Below are 20369 nucleotides of genomic sequence, written 5' to 3'. Positions count from 1 at the left end.
AAATTCCCCGGCGTGCGTCCCGACGCGCCCTTCCGCGCATCTCACCGTCAAGTCCACGAGACGAGTGAGGGCCGATTCCATGAGCACTGACGGACTCTCCATCCGCATTCCGGTCAGCGGGAACAAGACAGCCGGGCGAGCACGCGCGGGCGCGCTCTGGGAAGTGCTGACGCGACGCACCACCTGGGCACCGCTCGCGGTCGACGCCGCCGCCATCCTGCTGGCGGCGCTCGACGTGTGGCTGGTGATCCCCGAGAAGGCGGAACCGTACTCGATCTACCTCTCGGCGTTCGCCTGCCTGGCGCTCGCCGCACGGCGGTGGCTGCCGTTCGCCGTCGTCCTCGGCACCGTGCCGGGCTTCCTGACCGGCTGGTCGCAGCTCGCCGCGATGATCGCCCTGGGCATGCTGGCCACCCGCAGGCAGACGCACTGGCAGGTCTGGGTGGGCGCGGCGCTGGTGTGGGCGTGCCGGTTCATCCAGTGGCCGCTGTCGGACTTCGCCCAGCTGAGCTGGCGCGAGCACGTGCTCGACGGCATCTACGGCGTGCTCGTCGCCGGGATGCCCATCGCCATCGGCCTGCTCATCGGGGCGCGGGCCCAGCTGTCGCAGAAGCTCGGCGAGCTGGCCGCGAGCCGCGACCGCGAGCAGCGGCTGCGTGACGACGCGGTGCGCAACGAGGAACGCGCCCGGCTCGCCCGCGAGATGCACGACGTCGTGTCCCACGACATCACGCTCATCGCCATGCAGGCCGGGGTGCTCGCGGCCGGTGGCTCCGCCGACGCGCAGGAGACCGCTCGGGTCATCCGCCAGCTGTCCACCCGCACGCTCGAAGAGCTGCGCTCCCTGGTCGGCGTGCTGCGCTCCGGCGCCGCCGACGACGGGCCGCAGCCCGGGATCGGCGAGCTCGACCAGCTCGTGCGCGACTGCGAGGTGCCGGTGCAGCTCACCGTGGACAGCGTGCCGGACCAGCTGCCCGCGAAGGTGTCCGCCGCCGCCTACCGGACGGTGCAGGAGTGCCTGACGAACGTCCGCAAGCACGCGCCCGGCGCCCGCGCCACGATCCTGATCCTGGGCGACGGGGACGCGCTGAACATCGAGGTGCGCAACGACAGCCCGTGCCGGCCCGCTACCACGCTGCCCTCGGGCGGCCACGGCCTGACCGGCCTCGCGGAACGCGCCCGGCTGCTCGGCGGCAGCTTCGAGACCACATCCACCGACGACGGCGGCTTCCGGGTCAGGGCGATCTACCCGGTGAAGTCCTGACATGACGAGGGGGCCGGTTTCCTGGGGAAAACCGGCCCCCTGCGTACGGGACTCCTCCGACTCAGATCTGGCGCCGCTGACGCAGCCGTTCGAGCGCCTCGGCGAGGATCGCCTCACCGTCGGCGTCGCTGCGCCGCTCCTTCACGTACGCCAGGTGGGTCTTGTACGGCTCGGTCCTCGGTGCCGCCGGCGGGTTCTTGGCGTCCTGCCCACCGGGCAGTCCGCAGCGCGGGCAGTCCCACTCCTCGGGAACCTCCGCGTCCATCGCGAACGACGGACGCGACTCGTGCCCGTTCGCACACCAGTAGGAGACCCGGCGCCGCGGCGCGGACTCGCCGCGCTCGGATTCGCCGGAAGGACCGGCACCGACCCTGGTGCCTCGAATCGCGTTACCGCCAACCATGAATCCTCACAGGGTGATAGGCGGCGCGCCCCCCATAGGCACGCCCGTGCACTCAGACCTTCAGCAGCAGGCCGAGGCCCACGATGCTGATCAGCCACACGGCACCGAGCAGCAGGGTGATCCGGTCGAGGTTCTTCTCGGCCACGCTCGACCCCGCGAGACTCGACTGCATCCCGCCGCCGAACAGCGAGGACAACCCGCCACCGCGCCCACGGTGCAGCAGTACCGCGATCACCAGCAGCACGCTGGAGGCGATCAACAGGATTTGCAGGAACAGCTTCATCTCATCCTCTGTGGTCCTCGGAGCGCCGGACGACCTGCCGGGCGGGTGGCCCGATCGTACGGCACCGCGAAAGGTGTTCCCTGATCGTGTGACGGTCTGAGGTTGCCAGACTACTCGCCGCCCGCAAGGGTCACGGCAGCGGTCCCCCGGCCGCGAGCGCGCACAGCTTGGTGAACTCGTCGGCCTGCAGGCTCGCCCCGCCGACCAGCGCACCGTCGATGTTGTCGCACGCCACCAGCTCGGCGATGTTGTTCGACTTCACCGAGCCGCCGTAGAGGATGCGGACCTTGTCGGCCACGTCCGCGCCGTACTTCTCCGCGAGCGTGGCGCGCAGCGCCTTGCAGACCTCCTCGGCGTCGGCCTGGGTCGCGACCCGGCCGGTGCCGATCGCCCACACCGGCTCGTACGCGACCACGACCTGCTCCGCGACCTGCTCGGCCTTGAGGCCCTTGAGCCCGGCCAGCAGCTGGTCGCAGCCGTGGTCGACGTGGCCGCCCGCCTCACGCACCTCGAGCGGCTCGCCGACGCACAGGATCGGCTTGATGCCGTGCTTGATCGCCGCGCGGACCTTCTTGTTGACCAGCTCGTCGTCCTCGTGGTGGTACTCGCGCCGCTCGGAGTGACCCACCGTGACGTACTGGCAGCCCAGCTTCGCGAGCATCGGGCCGGAGATGTCCCCGGTGTACGCGCCCGAGTCGTGCGGCGACAGGTCCTGCGCACCGTAGGTGAACAGGAGCTTGTCGCCGTCGACGAGGGTCTGGATGCTGCGGATGTCCGTAAAGGGAGGGAGTAGGGCGACATCGACTTTCGCGTAGTACTTCTCCGGCAGGGAGAACGCGATCTTCTGCGCCAGCGCGATGGCCTCGAGGTGGTTGAGGTTCATCTTCCAGTTGCCGGCGACCAGCGTCTTGCGCGCCATCAGCCCTCCTCGTCCAGCACGGCGACGCCGGGCAGTTCCTTGCCCTCCAGGTACTCCAGCGAAGCACCGCCGCCGGTGGAGATGTGCGAGAAACCGTCCTCCGGCAGGCCGAGCAGCCGGACCGCCGCGGCCGAGTCACCGCCGCCGACCACGCTGAACGAGTCCGAGTCCGCGATCGCCTGCGCGACGCCACGGGTGCCCGCCGCGAACGGCGCCATCTCGAACACGCCGGCGGGGCCGTTCCAGAACACCGTCTTCGCCTTGGCGACCGCGGCCGCGAAGGACTCGACCGTGCGCGGGCCGATGTCCAGGCCCATCCAGCCGTCCGGGATCGCGTCGGCCGCGACCGTGTCCGTGGCGGCGTCGGCGGCGAACCTGTCCGCCACCACGACGTCGACCGGGACGACGATCTTGTCGCCGTCGGTCTCCAGCAGCTTGCGCGCGGTCTCGACGAAGTCCTGCTCCAGCAGCGACGAACCCACGGAGTGGCCCTGCGCGGCGAGGAACGTGAACGCCATCCCGCCGCCGATGAGCAGCTGGTCGACCTTCGGCAGCAGGGCCTCGATCACCGCGAGCTTGTCGGAGACCTTCGACCCGCCCAGCACCACGGTGTACGGCCGCTCCGGCTCGCCGATGAGCTTGCCGAGCACTTCCAGCTCGGCGAGCACCAGGCCACCCGCGTAGGCGGGCAGGGTGCGGGCGACGTCGTAGACCGACGCCTGCTTGCGGTGCACGACGCCGAACCCGTCGGAGACGAACGCGCCGTCCTCGCCGACGAGAGCGGCGAACTCGTGCGCCAGCTCGTCCCGCTCGGCGGAGTCCTTGCTGGTTTCGCGCGGGTCGAACCGCACGTTCTCCAGCAGCGCGACCTGGCCGTCGGCCAGCGAGCCCGCGACGGCCTTGGCGCTGTCACCGACCACGTCGGCGGCCAGCGCGACCTCGGCGCCGAGCAGCTCGCCGAGCCGGTGCGCGACCGGCTTGAGCGAGTACTTCGGCTCCGGGGCGCCCTTCGGGCGGCCGAGGTGGGCCGCGACGACCACCCGCGCGCCGGCCTCGGCCAGGCGGCGGATCGTCGGCAGCGCGGCACGCACCCGGCCGTCGTCGGTGATGGTGTCGCCGTCGAGCGGCACGTTCAGGTCCGAGCGGACCAGCACGCGCCGTCCGGCGACACCTTCGGCCAGGAGGTCTTCGAGTGTCTTGACGGCCATGGCCTCAGGACAGCTTCGAGCCGACGAGCTTCACCAGGTCCGCCAGGCGGTTGGAGTAGCCCCACTCGTTGTCGTACCAGCCGAACACCTTGACCTGGTTGTCGATGACCTTCGTCAGCGGCGCGTCGAAGATGCACGAGGCCGGGTCGTTGACGATGTCGGAGGAGACGATCGGGTCGACGCTGTAGCGCAGGATGCCCTTGAGCGGACCGTCGGCGGCGGCCTGGTACGCCGCGTTGATCTCCTCGACGGAAGCCTTCTTCGTCAGGTCGACCGTGAGGTCGGTGATCGAGCCGGTGGGCACGGGCACGCGCATCGAGTAGCCGTCCAGCTTGCCGTTCAGCTCCGGCAGCACGAGGCCGATCGCCTTGGCCGCACCGGTGGAGGTGGGCACCACGTTCAGCGCGGCGGCGCGGGCGCGGCGCGGGTCCTTGTGCGGGCCGTCCTGCAGGTTCTGGTCCTGCGTGTAGGCGTGGATGGTGGTCATCAGGCCCTTTTCGATGCCGAAGGCATCCTGCAGGACCTTGGCGAGCGGGCCGAGGCAGTTGGTGGTGCAGGACGCGTTCGAGATGATCGTCTGCGAGCCGTCGTAGAGCTGGTCGTTGACGCCCAGCACGACGGTCAGGTCCTCGCCCTTGGCCGGCGCGGAGATGATGACCTTCTTGGCGCCGCCGGCGATGTGCGCCTTCGCGGCGTCGGCGTTGGTGAAGAAGCCGGTGGACTCGACCACGACGTCCACGCCCAGGTCGCCCCAGGGCAGGTTGGCCGGGTCGCGCTCGGCGAGCGCCTTGACGGTCTTGCCGCCGACGATGATGCCCTCGTCGCTGACCGAGATCTCCTCGGGGTAGCGGCCCAGCACGCTGTCGTACTTGAGCAGCTGCGCCATGGTCTTGACGTCACCGAGGTCGTTGAACGCCACCACCTCGATGTCGTGGCCCGCCGCCTGCACCGCGCGGAAGAAGTTGCGGCCGATCCGGCCGAAGCCGTTGACACCTACGCGAACAGTCACTGCTCGTCTCTCCTCGGGTCCGACCCGGCCCCGTGACCGGGCTACACATCTTCGGGCTCGAAGCTCACCCTAGCGTGCTGGCCTGCGCCGACTCACAGGGACCGACGAGATGTCCACCACCAGGGGAATCGATCAAGTAAGCAGCGCCTGCTCCACCGGAGTGCGGAATTTCGGGGCGATCCGGACGGCACCGAGCCACTCGCGCAACTGGTCCGCCTTCCGCGCGATCGCCGCCTCCGCGTCGGCGCCGGCGTCCTCCAGCAAGCGGTAGGCGATCTCGCCGTCCGGGCGCTGCGCCCAGCCACCGACGATGCGCCCGTCCCACCACACGGTGGGGCCGATGTTTCCGGTGCGGTCGAACAACTCCGCCTGGTGCGCGCCGAGGTACCAGTCGCGCCCCAGCCAGCCCATCGGCGTCGGGTCGAGCGCGGGCAGCAGCGCGGCGGCAGGCTCGGGCGCCGTCACCGGTTCCACGTCGCCGGGCAGCACGATGGCGGGCCTGCCGTCGATGTCCACCTCGGCGGGAGCGAGCACCGTGAGCGCCTTCTTCACCTGGGTCGCCGTCCAGCCGGTCCACCACTTGAGGTCCTCGACCGTGGCCGGGCCGAACGCGCGCAGCCACCGCCGGGCCAGTTCGACGCGGGCCTCCTCCGCGGGCAGTGCCGGAATCCCGCCCGGCAGCCACGAGTCGGCGGGCACCCAGGAGTACTGGGTGGACAGCCACGAGCCCCGCGGGCGGCCGCGCACGATGCGCCCCTGCGCGGCGAGCAGGAACAGCACCCGGTTGGTGACGTAGGTCCGCGCTTCGTACGGTTTTCCTTGCGACATCAGGATTTGCGTGCGCAGCCTGGGTTCGTCGTCCGCGAGCTGCTGCGCGTGGGCGGCACCCCGCTTGCACAGTGCCGCGAAAGCGCCCTCCTCGACCTCGGCGAGCCAGCGGTCCAGGTCGGTGTCCAGCTCCGCCGTGGCCAGGTGCTGCAGCAGCAGCTTCCGCTGCTTGCGGGCGATGTCGTCGGCGCACGCCGCCTGCACGACCGGCGCCAGGGCGGCGGGAACGACGAACACCGTGCGCCGCATGCCCAGCATCCGCACCAGCGTGCGTTCCTCGTACAGCGCGTGCTCGGCCGTCACCGGCTTGCGCAGCCGCGCCGCCACCGACAGGTGCACCGTCGCCGGGTCGGTGGCGTGCAGCGCCACCAGGCTTTCCGCCACCTCGGTCACGTCCGTGGCCGGGGCGGCCAGCAGGTGCCGGGTCATCAGCCGGGCGCGGCGCTGCCCGGTGGTCATCCGCGTGCTCACCGGCTCTTCGTACCAGCACTCACCGACAAAAACCGCTCGGCAGGACGCGCGGCGGCGGCTACCGTCGGGTCATGGTGTCCCCCGGTGCTTTCGCGGCGTTCGCCGCGCTGGTGTTCGTCATGATCGTCGTGCCAGGGCCGAGCGTGCTGTTCACCATCAGCCGCGCGCTCACCGTCGGGCGCCGCGACGCGCTGCTCACCGTGGCCGGCAACGCCGCGGGCGTGTACACGCAGGTGGTCGCGGTGGCGTTCGGGCTCGGCGTGCTCGTGCGGACCTCCGCGGCCGTGTTCACGGTGATCAAGCTGGCCGGGGCGGGCTACCTGGTGTACCTGGGCGTGCAGGCGATCCGGCACCGCCGCGGGCTGGCGGACGCCCTCTCCGCCGCGGTGCCCACCACGCCGGGCCGGACGCTGCGGGTACTGCGCGACGGGTTCGTCGTGGGTCTCGCGAACCCGAAGTCGATCGTGTTCCTGGCCGCGGTGCTGCCGCAGTTCGTCACGCCGTCGGCCGGGCGGGTCCCGCTGCAGGTGCTGCTGCTGGGCGTCTGCCTGCCCGCGATCGCCGTGCTGTCCGACAGCGCCTGGGCGCTCGTCGCCGGTGCGGCGCGCTCGTGGTTCGCGCGCTCCCCGCGGCGGCTCGCGCTGATCGGCGGCACCGGCGGCGCGGTGATGATCGGTCTCGGCGTGGGCATCGCGCTCACCGGGCGCCGGGACTGACGGCCGCCCGCCGAGGGTGGTACCGGCGAGTCCTGGTTGTGCCGCGCCGGGCGGATCATGCTGAGGAGGTGGAACGGAACGATCTCGCGGACTTCCTCCGGCGCCGGCGTGCGCTGCTCCAGCCCGCGGATGTCGGTGTCGCGGCGGGCGGCCGGCGCCGGACGCCGGGGCTTCGCCGCTTCGAGGTCGCCCGGCTCGCCGGCATGTCGCCGGACTACTACGCCCGGCTCGAACAGGGACGCGGCCCGCATCCGTCGGTCGCGGTGCTCACCGCGCTGGCCCGCGCGCTGCGGCTGACGGCCGACGAACGCGACCACCTCTTCCGCCTCGCCGGTCACCAGGCGCCGCCCCGCACCGGTGGCGACGAGCACGTCGGCCGCGGTCTCCTCCGGCTCCTCGACGGGTTGCCTGGCCTGCCCGCACTGGTCGCCTCCGACCTCAACGTCGTCCTCGCCCGGAACCCGATGGCGGACGCGCTGCTGGGGCCGCAGACCGGGTTCCGCGGCCTCGCCCGCAGCTGCACCTACCGGTGGTTCACCGATCCGGCCCTCCGCCGGCGCTATCCCGCCGAAGATCACGAACACGAGAGCCGGGCGCAGGTGGAGGACCTGCGGGCGGCCCTCGCGGCCCGCCCGGCCGATCCACTGGCACGCGAGCTGGTCGCGGCGTTGCGCGCGCGGAGCGCGGAGTTCGCCGGGCTGTGGGCCCGGCACGACGTCGCGGTCCGGCGCAGCGACCGCAAGCGCATCCTGCACCCCGCGGTCGGGATCATCGAGCTGGACTTCGACATCCTGGCGACGGCCAGGCAGGACCAGCGCCTGATCGTGTACTCCCCCGCGCCGGGCAGCGCCGCCGTCTCGCAGCTGGAGCTGCTGGCCGTGCTCGGCCAGGAACGGTTCACCCCGTCCGGGACCGGTGCCCGGCACCTGCCGGGCTAGGCGTCCGCGACCTCCCTTTCCGGTGGCCCGCGCGGGCCACCGCGTCTCGTCCTGCCCTCACCACGGAAAGGCAACGATGTCCCCGCACCTGCCACGGCGTGCCGTCACGCTCGGCCTCGCCGCCCTGCTCACCGTGGGCACCGCTCCCGCGGCCCTCGCGCACCCCGCCGGGACCCGCCTGGCCGACGTGCGAGTCCTCGCCCACTTCGACCGGGCCGCGGGCCAGGCCGCCGAAAGCATCGCGCCGGAACCCGACGGTGGCGCGGTCATCGGCATGATCCCCGCCCGCCAGGTGGTGCGGGTCGCACCGGACGGACGCGTCCAGGTCCTCGCCACCATGCCGCTGCCTCCGGGCGGCGGCAGCACCCCGGTCGTCGGAATTCCCGTGGTCACCGGCGTCGCCCGGACCGGCAGCGGCGACCTGTACTTCCTCTACTCCACCGGACAGGCCGGGCAGACCGGGATCTGGCAGCTCGGGCGCTCCGGGCAGCCCCGGCTCGTCGTGCCGATGCCCGCCGACACCATGCTGAACGCGCTGGTCGTCGACGGCGCGCGGCACCGCTTCCTGGTCACCGACTCCGCCGGCGGGCGCATCTGGCAGGCCCCGCTGGGCGGCGGCCCGGCCACCGTGTGGTCCGCGGACCCGGCGCTGGCGCCCGACGGCTTCCTGGGCGCCAACGGCCTGAAGATCCACGACGGCGCGGTGTGGGCGAGCAACTCCGACCGCGGCACCCTCGTCCGCATCCCGCTGCTCCCGGACGGCGGCTCCGGTCACGCCGAGGTCCGGGCCACCGGTCTTGCGGGCATCGACGACTTCGACTTCACCGGCCGGGGCACCGAAATCTTCGCCGCGGTCAACGAGGCCGGCGAGCTCGTGCGAGTCAGCGCGGACGGCACGCACGAGACCCTGCTGGACGCCGGCGACGGCCTGCAGGGCACCACGGCGGTCGCGGTGCGGGGCGACCGGGTCTACGTGACCAACGGCGCCAACCTGGCCGGGAACGACCCGACGCTGATGCTCGCCAAGCTGCGGCGCGGCTGACCCGCTTCGCGAGCGCGTGCCTACAGCGGCAGCAGGCCCTTGGGGCTGCCGAGCCCGGTGGGTCCGTCCCAGCCCGGGCCCGCGCCGCACAGGCGGCCGTCGAAGGTGGTCGACGAGCCGAGGCCCGGTGGCAGGCACCGGCCGTTGCTGACGCCGCCGTTGGTGCCGGAGATGACGTCGTTGAACGCGCCCGCCCCGGCGCGGTACAGCAGGTTCGGCCCGTCGACGGCCCGCAGGTCGCCGCTCGCGGCGTACACCCCGGCGATGAACGGCGCGGACGCGCTCGTGCCGGCCACGATGGTCCAGCCGAGCGAATGCTTGCTCGACGGGCTGTAGGTCGTGTAGATCGCGAGGTTGTCGGCGACGGCGGAGACGTCCACCGCGGTACGGGCACCGCCGCACAACGCCGTGACGTCGCCCGGTTGGCCCGGAGCCGCCGCGGCACCGGGCACGCAGCTGGACCCGGCCCCGTCCCACGCGCCCTCGCTGTAGGTGTTGCCCTGCTTGACCAGTTCGGTGCCGCCGACGGCCGTGACCGTGGGCAGCGCCTGCGGCCACAGGAACTGCGTGGCCTGGAAACCATTGTCCCCGCTGGACGCGACGATCGCGACGCCCCGCTGGGCGAGCTGCGCGGCGACCGGGCCGCGGACCATCGAGTCGCTCCCGGGCAGGCCGTAGCTGATGCTGATGGAGTTCGCGCCGTTCGCGACCGCGGTCTGGACCGCTGTGCCGAACGCCGCGGCGTACCCGTCGTAGTTGACCGCGCCGGAGCCGTCGCTGGTCGGCACCTCCGACACGGGGATCTGCACCTCGAGGATGCGGCAGCCGGGGCACGCCGCCGAGGCCATGTCCACGTCGAGCGAGGTCTCCACGGCGATCTGCTCGTCGATCGACGGGCCGTCGGCCCCCGGCGACGGCGGCAACGCCGGGCCGCCCTTGTAGTCGATCTGCCGGAAACAGCCGGTGCTGCTCGCGCACGGCGGCAGCCCGTACTGCTGCCGGTAGACCGCGAGGTCGTTCTCGAGCGTCGGATACGCGCCGACGTCGATGATCGCGATGGTGCCCGTGTGCGGGGAGGTCGCCGGAATGCCGTGCGACGCCTGGAGATCCGTCGCACCCCAGCCCATCGGCGCCTGGTAGGAGCCGCCGACGAGTTTCTGCACCTGGCAGGCGACCCGGGCGTATTTCCCGCCGCACACCGGTTCGAATCTCGCCGCGCGCACCTGATCCGCGGTCGCGGGTGCCACCGCGAGCGCGGCGGTGAGGACCATTCCGGCGAAGACCGCGAGACCGGCGCGGAACATCGGGCTCCTTTGCACGTGATTTCGGATGTCGTACGGCGTGGGCGGACCGGTCCGGCCGCGGATCCGCTCGGGCACGGATCCGCGGCCGGTACACCATCCGGTGCTGGCCGCCCGGGGGCGGTCAGCCGAGCAGGCCGGCGAGCAGCGCCGACAGGCTCAGCAGCACGCGCTGCAGGAGCGCGTCGAGCAGCGTCGCGACGGGCGGCACGTCCTGGCGGGCGGTCTGGTCCGCGGGCAGCTGCGCGATCTTGTCCGCGGCCTGGACCGCCTCGTCGTGCGCGGTGGCCGCGGTCTGCCGGGTGTCGGCCTGGATGGAGTAGCGGTCGCTGGTCGCCAGGTCCGACAGCAGCGGCTCGAGCTGGGTCAGCTCACTGCGCGCCGCGGGCGCGTTGCCGGCCTTGGCGTCGTTGACCAGGTTGTCGCGCGAGGTCTGGACCTGCGCGGCGGCGCTCTCGGTGCTCGACGTGCCGCTGCCTGCCGGCGTCGCCGCGCTGGCCATACCGGCACCGGTCAGCGTCAGGACGCCGCCGGCGACGAGGACCGAGATGAATCGCGCGAATCGGTTCTGCATTGTGGGCTCCTCGAAAGAGTGGGGCTGTCTGCCTGCAATTCCTTACCCAATCGAGCCGAAATTCACGCGGCGTCCATCCGAAGGAGTTAACGCGGCGGATCCGAGCCGCATTCACGAATTGCACAGGCCCCCTTTCCGGATGAGTACCGTGCGGGTGTAGTTCCGCCGGCGATTCCGCCGATGATCACGCACCGTCGCGGCGTCCGTCCCCTGTGGAGGGACGAAAGTAACCCACTGCGGTGGGAGTACGGCAAAGTTCGCCCGTTACCGCCGGAGTCACTCCTTGGGGCACATGTGAGGGGCACCGGGTCGAGCAGATCCCGGCGCGCCTTCCGCACGGAGCGCGACCGCGGTGCTAGTCGCCGGTCCTGCTGAACAGGCGTGTCGCCGACAGGTGGGACGTGCCGTCCGGTTCGGCGAGCTCGTCGAGGTGGTTGCGGATCGTCGCGTCGACCGACAGGTACTTGCGTCCCGCCCGCAGGTCGGCGTCGTTGCGCAGGCGGATGATCAGCGGGAACTCCGACAGCGCGCCCGCGTCGAACAGGCCCGTGGTGTAGATCAGCTGCACGCCGAGCGCCTCGGCGACGACGCGCTGCAGCTCCAGCAGGTAGCCCGCCGACGCGCGGCCGATCGGGTTGTCCAGGAACAGCACCCCGGAATGGCGGTTGCGCAGCTTGCCCCGGTTGTTGGCGCGCAGCGCGGCGAGCGTGCAGTACAGGATGATCGCCGCCGTCAGCTGCTGGCCGCCGGAGAACACGTCGCGGATCTCCGACACCCGCTGCCGTTCCGTGCGCAGCACCGAGTCCGGCTTGAGCATGTCCACCCGGAAGCCCTTGGGCACGGCGGCCCGCACCCCGCGCAGCACGAGCGACATGCCGTCGCGTTTGACGTCCCGGCCGTCGCTCGTCTTCCCGGCGGCCGCCTCGTCGACCACCTGCCCGAGCGCCTCGACCAGCTCGGCGTCCTCCGGGTCGGCGAACCGGATGCGCAGGAACTCCTGCCCGGACCAGTCGCCGAGCCCCTCGGGCAGCCGCGAGAGCCGCTGGGCCGAGCGCAGCATCCGCAGCGCACCCTCGACCATGCCCTGCAGCCGCGCCACGATGCCGGAGCGGTGGCGGTCGATCTGCGCGAGGTCGTCGGTGAGCGTGCGCAGGCGCGGGCGCAGCGCCTTCGCCCACTCGGCCGCGCTGGCGGGCAGGCTGTCGCGGCGCACCGAGATGATCTGCTGCCGCACCGGGCTGGACAGGCTCTCGAACCGCTTGTCGGTCGCGTACTGGGCGAGCGCGTCGGCGGCGGCGCGGACCCGTTTCTCGGCCTGGTCCACCGCGGCCTCGGCCTCGGTCAGCGCGGCGGTGAACCGGCGGTACCGGTGCTGGGCGGCGTCCACGTCCCCGTCGAACACCGTTTCCGGCTCGCCCTCCGGCGCGAGGTGGGCCATCGACTCCGCGAGCAGCCGGAACCCGGCGGCCGAGGCGTTCGCCTGGTCGGCGGCGCGCTCGGCCTCCGCCCGGCGGGCCTGCGCCTCCTCCCACGCACGGGCGGCGGCGCTCGCCTCCTGGCCGGCCTCGTCGATCAGTTCGCGGCCGTGCTCGATGTCGCGGGGGCGGGTCTCGAGCGGCACGTTCTGCCGGGGCAGCTGGTCCAGCTCGGCCTTGGTGGTGGCGACCGCGCCGATCGCCTCGCTGTGCTCGGCCTCCAGCGCGGCGACCGCCCGGCCCGCGCGGGCCAGGGCCGCCGCGCGGGTGGCGGCGTCGGAACCGTCGGCGGTTTCCAGCAACCGGGCGGCCTGCTCGCGCACGGCCGGGTCCAGCGCTTCGAGCGCCGCGCGGGCGCCCGACTCGGCGGACTCCGCCTGGTCCAGCTCCGCCCGCAGGTCGCTGCCCACCTCGACCTTCGCATACGCCTCGCTCGCGGAGGCGAAGGCGCGGCGCAGCGCGTCCACGGGTTCCTTCGGCGCCGGGTCCTCTTCGGACACTCCGCCGCCGCCGGGCACCTCGGCGAGTTCGGCGCGGGCGCTGCTGACCGTCCGGCGGTGCCCGTCGGCCGTCCGTTGTTCCTCGGCGGCCTCCTCGCGGGCGCGGGCCGCCTTGGTGCCCGCCTGCTCCGCTTCGGCCTCGGCGCGGGCCACGACCTCCCGCGCCCGCCCGGCCTCCTCCGTCCACTGTGGAATCCGCGCGACCCGCTCGGCCAGTTCGCCGAGCCGGCGGGACCGCTCCTCCCCCGTGCGTGCCTCGGCCCGCAGCGCCGGGATCGCCTCACGCAGCCGCGCGCGCCGGGCGGCCGTCTCCGCCAGCTCGCGTTCGGCCGCCGTCACGGCCTCCTGGGCCTCGGCGAACTCGGTCGCCGCGTGCTCGGCTTCCTCGGCGAGGGTCGCGAGCGCACCCGGCGGATAGTCCTCCCGCCACGCGGTGAGCTTCCATTCGAGCGCCGCGTCATCGCCGATCGCCGTGCTCAGCGCCTCCAGCTGCTTCTGGCGGCGCGCATGCCGCGCGAGGATGGCCTGCCGCTCGGTGTCGGCGGCGTCCTCGTCGTACATCGCGGGGTTCGGCGGTACCAGGAACTCGACGCCGGGCGCGCTGCCCTCGCCCCGGACGGCCGCCGTCGTGCCCACGGGCACCACGACGCTCGGCAGGAGCTTGGCGTCGGCGAGCGCGGCGCGGGCCCGCGTCAGCTGCGCCGGGTCGTTGACCAGCACCCCGCCGACGAGGTGCGGCAGTTCCGCCAGCACCCGTTCACGCGCCTTGGCGTCCATTGTGGACAGGTAGCGCCACCCGGACCACGCGGTGATCCCCGCGGCCTCCAGTACGTCGAGTGCCGCCTGCACCTCGGGCGGCGCGGGCAGCAGCCCCCCGTCGCCGAGCGCGGTGAGCGCCCGCTCGTCGGCCGACTCCGCCATGCGCAGCGCGGTCTGCTCGCGCTCCGCGGTGGACCGGGCCTCACGCAGCCGCGTCAGCAGCGCGGGGGTGTCGGTCTCCAGCTGCACGGTGTCCCCGCCGAGCAGCTCCAGCAGCCGCGGGTGCGCGGCGAGGCTGTCCGTGCGGCGGTGGGCCTTCGCCAGCTCGTTCGCGGCGTTGTCGGCGCGGCTCTGCGCGGCGGCCGCACGCTGCTGCGCGGCGTGCAGGGCCTGCTGGGCCTCGGCGTGCTCCTCGGCCACCCGCTCCAGCTCGGCCTCGCGGGAGATCAGCTCGCTCGCGGCGTTCTCCCCCCGGCTGCGGGCTTCCTGCGCCGCGGCCGCGACCTGGGTGCCGTCGGTGAGGAGGCCGTCGCGCACGGCCTGCTGCACCTGCGCCCTGACCTCCTCGACCCGGCCGGTGAGCTGGGCTTCCTCGGCGCGGTACCGGGCCGCCGTGCTCGTGGCCCGGTCGCGCTGGTCCTGGGCGGCGGCGGCCTCGTCGCGCGCCGCCGCGGTGCGTTCTTCCGCCGCCTGCGCCTGTTCCCCGGCTTCGCGCGCCAGCGCGAGCAGCCCTCGGGCGAGCGCGTTCGCGGCGGCGTTCTTGGCCTCCAGCGCGGGTTTGGCGGTCTGTTCCCGTTCCCCCACCAGCGCCCGGATGTCGGCGGCCTTGCGCATCGCGTTGACGTGCGCGAGGACGGTGCCGGTCTCCCGCCACGCCTCGGCCGTCCGTCGCGCCTCGGCCAGCTCGCCGTCCAGGCGCTGCTTGTCCTCGGTGGCGCGGGCGAGCCGCAGCTCGGCCACCACCCGGCGCAGTTCCGTCACGACGGCCGCCAGCCGGCGGTGGTCGCCCTCGGCGAGCTTCTCCGCGTCCCGCGTCTCGTCGACGTATGCGGCCAGGCCGGACAGCCGCTCGGACTCCAGCTCGCGGCGCGCGATCACGGACCCGGCGAACGCCTGCGCGTCCGAGCGCGCCGCGACGGCGAGCTTGCGGGAGGCCGCGGCCAGCGACTCCTCCTCGACCAGCGGCGTGAGCAGGTCGAGCGCGCCCGCGACGAAGTCCCGCTCGGCGATCAGTTCGCCGCGCTGGCCGAGGTTGTGCGCGTACGTCTGCACCACGTCGGCGAGGTCGCGCGGGTCGTCCTCGGGGATGACGGCCTTGAGCAGGAACTCGGCGAACGCCTCGTCGGAGGTGAAGGCGAACGCGTCGGCCGCCTCGCCCTCGCCCGCGTTCATCGCCCGCTGGTAGCGGAACAGCTCGGTGTCGAGACCGAGCTGGTCGAGCCGCTCGGTCCACTCGTGGTGGCGGCGGGTCCAGGACAGCTCCAGCTCCGGCTCGGCGCGGTGCGCTTCGTCGAGCCGTTCCTGGAACGCGGACATCGTGAGCAGCCTGCCGTCCGCGCTGAACGGCAGCGTCTCCAGCCCGGTGGTGGCGCTGGGCCGGAAGCAGAACCACGAGTCGACGAGGTTCGCCGGGTCGTTGGACACCACGTGCCCGCGCCACTCCGACACCTTGCCGGTGATGATCCGCTGCCCGGTCTCGGTGTGCTGCCACTCCAGCACCACGTGCGAGACGTCCTTGGCGGCGACGAACTTCTCCAGCACGCGGGTGTTCGTGGTGCCCACGACCTGGCGGCGGCCGGGCAGCATGACGGAGAAGATCAGCTTGATCAGCACCGACTTGCCGCCGCCGTTCTCCAGGAACAACACGCTCGCCGGCGACGGCCGCCGCGGCAGGCCCTGCTCGGCGGAGTGGATGCCCGCGGTGAACAGCGCGTCCTGTGCCGGCGCCTTGACCAGCGGCCCGACGCCGCTGAAGTCGAGCAGCACGTCCTGGTACCGCGCGCCCGCCGGGCCGACCGAATGCAGGCGCACTCGCGAAAGCTCGTACATGCTCCCCCTACAGAGTGTCCGAAATGGACGGGCGGAGGGTGCCTGCGGAATCCCCCACCGCGACGACACCCAGTTCCAGCAGCTCCTCGAACGCGCTGTCCGCGGCCAGTTCGCGCACCTGCACCTGGTAGCGCGGCGTGGTGCGGTACGTGCCGCCCTGCTCGCCGCTCACCTGCACCAGGAACCCCTGGTCGGCGAGGAACCGCAGCGCTCGCGACACCATGCCCCGCGTGGTGTCCGACGCGAGCCTGCCGTCCTTCGTCGCCGCGGCGGCCGGGCGGCGCGCGTACGCCCGCCAGGCCTGCTCGAGCTCCGGCGCGTCCGACAGCGGGTCGTTGTTGCGCTCGGCCTTCGCCGCACGCTCGTCGAGGATGCGGCACGCCTCGCGCACCACGCTGTCCACCTGCTCGACGCTCACGCGGCCGATGTAGGTGTCGTTGGCCAGATCGTCCGGGCGCGGATAGCCGAGCGCCGCGGTGGCCAGGTGCACCAGCCCGTGCAGCACCTTCTCGGTGTCGCGGCGTTCGCGGATCTTGCTTTGCCGCGCGTAGGAGTCCATCTTGATCTCGAACACGGACTCGTCGGTGGCGGCGAGCACCGCGCCCGCCTGCGTGCTCACGTCCAACACCATCAGCCCCAGCCCCGCCGCGACCGAGTTGGTGAGCTGCTTGAAAGCGCTGTCCTCGCGGTAGCGGCGCACGAGGTCGGCGTACACGACGTCACGCCCGGGCAGCTGCTTCGGCCGCATCCCGTACGAAACGAGCCGCGCCGCCGACTCCACGTCAGCCGTGCTCATGCCACCCCCTCCTCGTTGTCCTGGCGCTCGATCCGCGCGGTGGCCAGCAGCAGGTCCGCGCCCCCGAACTCCGGATCCTCCAGCAGCGTGCCGTCGTCGACCGCCAGCAACGCGCGGTCGTCCCCCTGCCGGACGGCCGCACCGACCTCCGGACTGTACGAGTGCAGCGCGCGCAACGCGACCAGGCGGGCCAGCTGCGGGTCGAGCTCGCGGGCCTCGGCCAGCAGGCCGGACAGCCGCCGCGGCACCTCCGGCAGGTCCAGCAGCTCGTCGGCGCGCCGCCACTGCTCGTCACTGTAGTAGTCGCTCGACTCGGACGGGACGAGCTCCGGCTCGGGCACCTCGCCGACCAGCTCCTCCCGCTCGGGCGCCGGGCGCAGCAGCAGCGACACCAGCGACGGCAGCGACGGCACCGTCGGCACGTCGGTGCCCGCCACGGCGGAGAAGAAGCGCTCGGCCGGGGCGACGGCGTCGGCGATCGGCAGCTCCAGCGTCGGCACCAGCAGCTGCCCGAACAGGTCGATCGTCGCGCGCTGCGGCGGGCCGGAGAACTGCTGGCGGTCCTGCTCGGCGCGGAAGATCGCCCCCGCCGCCTGCAGCCGCGACTGCAGCTGCGTGTGCCTGCTGATGCAGTCGCTCACGATGTCGACCAGCTCCGCGGCGCGGCGCTTGTGGTCGGGGTCCTCGGCCTCGTCCCGCGCCCGGGTGATGTTGCGCAGGATCGCGTTCTCCGCGCGGAAACGGGCCTCGATGTGCGACAGCGCGGCGTCGAGCAGCTCGGGCATCTCCTCGGCCCAGTCGACCGCGCGGACGTCCCGCCGCGTCGCGTCCAGCTTCACACGCAGGGTCTCGCCGTACTGGACCGTGCGGTAACGGGCCTGCTCGGCGGCGAGCTTCGCGTCGGCCAGCCGCCCGCGGCTGATCAGGTTCTCCAGCTTCACCTCGGCGGCGATCTGCGCGGACTCGACGTCGGTGTCCAGCGCGCCGACGAGCACGTTGATCGCCTCGTCGCTGGCCCGCAGGTACACCTCGCCGTCCGGCGCGGCCAGCTCGACCAGCAGCTTGAAGTCGAACGCCCGGCGGCGGTACACCCCGCTCTCGTCGACGCTGCCGTACACGCGGCGGAACCCGCGGTCGGCGGTGCCGACGTTGATCAGGTTGTCGAGCACCCAGCGCGCCACCCGGACGTGTTCGTCGGCGCCGCGCCCGGGCGCCTGCGCGGCGATGAACGGCTGCAGGCGGCGCACGACGTCCTCGTGGCCGGCGCCGGTGTCGAAGTCCATCGCGATGGTGACCTGGTCAATGGTGTGCAGCGCGATCTCGGCCATCTGGTAGACGGTGGCGTCGGCCCAGTCGAGCTTCGCCTTGCGCGCGTCCAGGTCGTGCAGCGGCGCGGTGCAGGCGAGCGCCTTGAGCCGCCGGGCCAGGCCCTCGTCCACCAGCCCGCCGCTGATCAGGTCCGCTTCACGCACAGCGCTTGAGACTAGGTGATCCGGAATCGGTTAGGTTCGGGGCATGCACGAGATGAGCAGGGACGAGTGGTGGAAGTTCGCGAGCGAGGGCACGCGGACCGGCAAGGCGGCGGTCGTCCGCGCGGACGGCTCACCCCACGTCACCCCGGTCTGGTTCGTCCTCAACGAGACCGCCGCCGGCGACGAGCTGATCTTCAACACGGGCGCGGACACGGTGAAGGGCCGGGCGCTGCGCCGGGACCCGCGTCTGTCGATCACCGTCGACGACCAGGAGCCGCCGTACTCGTACGTGCAGTTCACCGCGATCGCGAGCCTCAGCGAGGACCTCGGCGAGATGCTGCCCTGGTCCACCGCCATCGGCGCCCGCTACATGGGCGAGGACCGGGCGGAGGAGTTCGGCAGGCGCAACGCCGTACCCGGTGAGCTCCTCGTGCGCGCGAAGATCACCAAGGTGGTCGCGCACGGGGACCTGGCCGGCTGATTTCCGCCAGCGGGTCACGTCCGGCCCGCGCAGACTGGCCGTCGTGAAGCCGGACGAACTCGGCTGGAGCGCACTCGCCGCCGAACTCGACGAGCACGGGTGCGCCCTGACCCCGCAGTTGCTCTCCCCCGCCGGGTGCCGCGAGCTCTCGGCGCTGTACGACGAACCGGACCGGTTCCGCGCGACCATCGACCTCGCGCGCTACCGGTTCGGCTCGGGGCAGTACCGCTACTTCTCCTACCCGCTGCCCGAGCCGGTCGCCGCGCTGCGCGCCGCGTTCTACCCGCTCCTGCTGCCGATCGCGCGGGACTGGGCGGCGCGGCTGCGCCGCCCGGCGCCCTGGCCGGACGACCTCGGCGAGTGGCTGGCGCAGTGCCACGAGGCGGGCCAGACCCGGCCGACGCCGATCCTGCTCCGCTACGGCCCCGGCGACTGGAACGCGCTGCACCGCGACCTGTACGGGGACCTGGTGTTCCCGCTGCAGGTGGTGTTCGGGCTCGACGAACCGGGCGCAGACCACACCGGCGGCGAGTTCCTGCTCGTCGAACAGCGGCCACGCGCCCAGTCCCGCGGCACGTCGACCGTGCTGCCGCAGGGCCACGCGCTGATCTTCACCACCCGCGACCGGCCCGTGCGCTCGGCCCGAGGATGGTCAGCGGCCCCGGTGCGGCACGGCGTGAGCACCGTCCGCACCGGCCGCCGGCACACCCTCGGCCTCGTCTTCCACGACGCCGCCTAGGCGATCTCCCGCAGGTCGGCCAGCACCTCGGCCAGCGGCGGGCGCTGCCGGCACGACACGTCGGTCAGCACCATCTCCCGCTCGACGCCGTGCCCCGACTCGCCGCGGCGGAACTGCGCCAGCAGCGTCGCCGGGGGCTGGGCCGACACCAGGCGCCCGTAGTGCGCCAGGCGATCGAACAGCGTCTGCATGATCTGCCCCGACATGCGTCCGAGCGCCTGCGTCGACTGGTGCCGGTGGGTCCGCTTGCCGAGGTCCACCTGCGCCAGCGCGTCCAGCCCGCGCGACTCCAGGATGTCGATCAGGTGCCCCACCTCGACGCCGTAGTTCACGACGAACGGGATGCTCTCCAGCACCTCGCGCCGGCCCGCGTACTCCCCGGCCAGCGGCTGCACGAACCCTGCCAGCTCCGGCCAGAACATGTTGAGCAGCGGCCGCGCGACCAGCTCGGTCACCCGCCCGCCGCCGTCGGCGTCGGTGCCGCCCGAGCCGACCAGCGGCCGGTGGTAGAAGCCCTTGACGTAGGCCACCGACTCGTCGGTCAGCAGCGGGCCGAGCAGCCCGGTGACGTAGTCGCTGGTGAAGTCGTACAGGTCGCCGTCGACGAAGACCACGAGGTCACCGCTGGTCGAGGCGAGCCCCTTCCACAGCGCTTCGCCCTTGCCCGCGAGACCCGGCAGCGCCGGCAGGACCGAGTCCTGCGCGACGACCGCCGCCCCGGCCTCCGCTGCCACGCGCGCGGTGGCGTCCTGGGACCGCGAGTCCACCACCAGCACCTCGTCGACCAGCGGGACGGCCTCGACCAGGTCCCGGCGGATGGTCCGGACGATGTCGCCGACGGTCTCCTCCTCGTCGCGCGCCGGGATCACGACGCTGACGGTGGTGCCGCGCTTGGCGGCCAGCAGGTCCTCGCGCCGCCAGTCCGCGGCGCGGCTGCTGCGCCGCGGGAGCCAGCTGCCCACGTCGGCGGAGACCTTCAGCTCCGCCTTCTCGTTCACGCTGTTCAACCGCACGAGAGTCCCCTTCCCCGAACCGGACGTGGCAAGATCCGCCCGTTCAGAGTCCACAGGGCGGGTTTCACCCGCCATGCCGCGATGCAACCGCCACGTTACGGCTCCCTGTCACCGCCGCGGCGCCGGTAA

Annotated in this window: 18 protein-coding genes; 6 read left to right on the top strand and 12 right to left on the bottom strand. The window is 72.9% G+C overall.

Annotated elements, in window-relative coordinates; all coding sequences use genetic code 11:
* Positions 1-79 precede the first annotated feature (79 nt).
* On the top strand, positions 80-1264 hold the full coding sequence (locus FHX82_RS31100) for a sensor histidine kinase (protein ID WP_145933865.1): 1185 nt from the start codon (positions 80-82) through the stop codon (positions 1262-1264).
* A gap of 61 nt (positions 1265-1325) precedes the next feature.
* On the opposite strand, the gene FHX82_RS31095 is transcribed toward FHX82_RS31100, so the two are convergent.
* The 6 genes from FHX82_RS31095 to FHX82_RS31070 all read right to left on the bottom strand — a co-directional run bounded on the left by FHX82_RS31095 (position 1326) and on the right by FHX82_RS31070 (position 6385).
* Positions 1326-1667 (bottom strand): RNA polymerase-binding protein RbpA, encoded by a 342-nt coding sequence (locus FHX82_RS31095; protein ID WP_145933866.1) that lies wholly within the window; start codon positions 1665-1667, stop codon positions 1326-1328.
* A gap of 52 nt (positions 1668-1719) precedes the next feature.
* Positions 1720-1950 carry a preprotein translocase subunit SecG gene (secG, locus tag FHX82_RS31090; protein ID WP_091507503.1) on the bottom strand — a complete coding sequence of 77 codons (231 nt, stop codon included), beginning with the start codon at positions 1948-1950 and terminating at the stop codon, positions 1720-1722.
* A 130-nt stretch (positions 1951-2080) separates the two neighbouring features.
* Entirely contained in the window at positions 2081-2869 is a 789-nt protein-coding gene (gene tpiA / locus FHX82_RS31085) for a triose-phosphate isomerase (protein ID WP_145933867.1), read from the bottom strand.
* Positions 2869-4077, bottom strand: a complete 1209-nt coding sequence (locus FHX82_RS31080) for a phosphoglycerate kinase (protein ID WP_145933868.1) — start codon at positions 4075-4077, stop codon at positions 2869-2871. The genes tpiA and FHX82_RS31080 overlap by 1 nt, the downstream gene beginning before the upstream one ends.
* A 4-nt stretch (positions 4078-4081) precedes the next feature.
* A complete protein-coding gene (gap, locus tag FHX82_RS31075; protein WP_145933869.1) occupies positions 4082-5086 on the bottom strand; it encodes a type I glyceraldehyde-3-phosphate dehydrogenase in 1005 nt (334 codons plus the stop codon).
* A gap of 132 nt (positions 5087-5218) precedes the next feature.
* Entirely contained in the window at positions 5219-6385 is a 1167-nt protein-coding gene (locus FHX82_RS31070; RefSeq protein WP_145933870.1) for a winged helix DNA-binding domain-containing protein, read from the bottom strand.
* A gap of 71 nt (positions 6386-6456) precedes the next feature.
* Between FHX82_RS31070 and FHX82_RS31065 the strand changes: the two genes are divergently transcribed.
* From FHX82_RS31065 to FHX82_RS31055, 3 genes are all read left to right on the top strand, one after another.
* Positions 6457-7101 carry a LysE family translocator gene (locus tag FHX82_RS31065; protein ID WP_145933871.1) on the top strand — a complete coding sequence of 215 codons (645 nt, stop codon included), beginning with the start codon at positions 6457-6459 and terminating at the stop codon, positions 7099-7101.
* A 68-nt stretch (positions 7102-7169) separates the two neighbouring features.
* Entirely contained in the window at positions 7170-8039 is an 870-nt protein-coding gene (locus FHX82_RS31060; protein ID WP_145933872.1) for a helix-turn-helix transcriptional regulator, read from the top strand.
* Between the two features lie 76 nt (positions 8040-8115).
* Positions 8116-9081 (top strand): hypothetical protein, encoded by a 966-nt coding sequence (locus FHX82_RS31055; RefSeq protein WP_145933873.1) that lies wholly within the window; start codon positions 8116-8118, stop codon positions 9079-9081.
* A 20-nt stretch (positions 9082-9101) separates the two neighbouring features.
* Here the strand turns inward: FHX82_RS31055 and FHX82_RS31050 are convergent, their stop codons facing one another.
* The 5 genes from FHX82_RS31050 to FHX82_RS31030 all read right to left on the bottom strand — a co-directional run bounded on the left by FHX82_RS31050 (position 9102) and on the right by FHX82_RS31030 (position 18007).
* On the bottom strand, positions 9102-10385 hold the full coding sequence (locus FHX82_RS31050; protein ID WP_145933874.1) for a S8 family serine peptidase: 1284 nt from the start codon (positions 10383-10385) through the stop codon (positions 9102-9104).
* 121 nt (positions 10386-10506) lie between these two features.
* Positions 10507-10956, bottom strand: a complete 450-nt coding sequence (locus FHX82_RS31045; RefSeq protein ID WP_145933875.1) for a hypothetical protein — start codon at positions 10954-10956, stop codon at positions 10507-10509.
* Between the two features lie 355 nt (positions 10957-11311).
* Positions 11312-15739 (bottom strand): hypothetical protein, encoded by a 4428-nt coding sequence (locus FHX82_RS31040; RefSeq protein ID WP_145933876.1) that lies wholly within the window; start codon positions 15737-15739, stop codon positions 11312-11314.
* A gap of 7 nt (positions 15740-15746) precedes the next feature.
* On the bottom strand, positions 15747-16535 hold the full coding sequence (locus tag FHX82_RS31035; RefSeq protein ID WP_145933877.1) for a hypothetical protein: 789 nt from the start codon (positions 16533-16535) through the stop codon (positions 15747-15749).
* On the bottom strand, positions 16532-18007 hold the full coding sequence (locus FHX82_RS31030; RefSeq protein WP_145933878.1) for a hypothetical protein: 1476 nt from the start codon (positions 18005-18007) through the stop codon (positions 16532-16534). Before FHX82_RS31030 ends, FHX82_RS31035 begins: the two co-directional genes overlap by 4 nt.
* Positions 18008-18050: 43 nt before the next feature.
* On the opposite strand from FHX82_RS31030, the gene FHX82_RS31025 reads away from it, so the two are divergent.
* A complete protein-coding gene (locus FHX82_RS31025) occupies positions 18051-18488 on the top strand; it encodes a PPOX class F420-dependent oxidoreductase (protein ID WP_145933879.1) in 438 nt (145 codons plus the stop codon).
* Between the two features lie 43 nt (positions 18489-18531).
* Complete coding sequence (locus FHX82_RS31020) at positions 18532-19227, top strand: 2OG-Fe(II) oxygenase (protein ID WP_145933880.1); 696 nt, start codon at positions 18532-18534, stop codon at positions 19225-19227.
* Here FHX82_RS31020 and FHX82_RS31015 read toward each other — a convergent pair.
* Positions 19224-20240, bottom strand: a complete 1017-nt coding sequence (locus FHX82_RS31015) for a glucosyl-3-phosphoglycerate synthase (protein WP_229880301.1) — start codon at positions 20238-20240, stop codon at positions 19224-19226. The genes FHX82_RS31020 and FHX82_RS31015 overlap by 4 nt on opposite strands.
* Positions 20241-20369: the final 129 nt, after the last annotated feature.

Source organism: Amycolatopsis bartoniae, assembly GCF_014191255.1.
In the GTDB taxonomy this organism is placed as follows: Bacteria; Actinomycetota; Actinomycetes; order Mycobacteriales; family Pseudonocardiaceae; genus Amycolatopsis_E; species Amycolatopsis_E bartoniae.
This window is presented reverse-complemented; position numbering and strand designations above follow the sequence as displayed.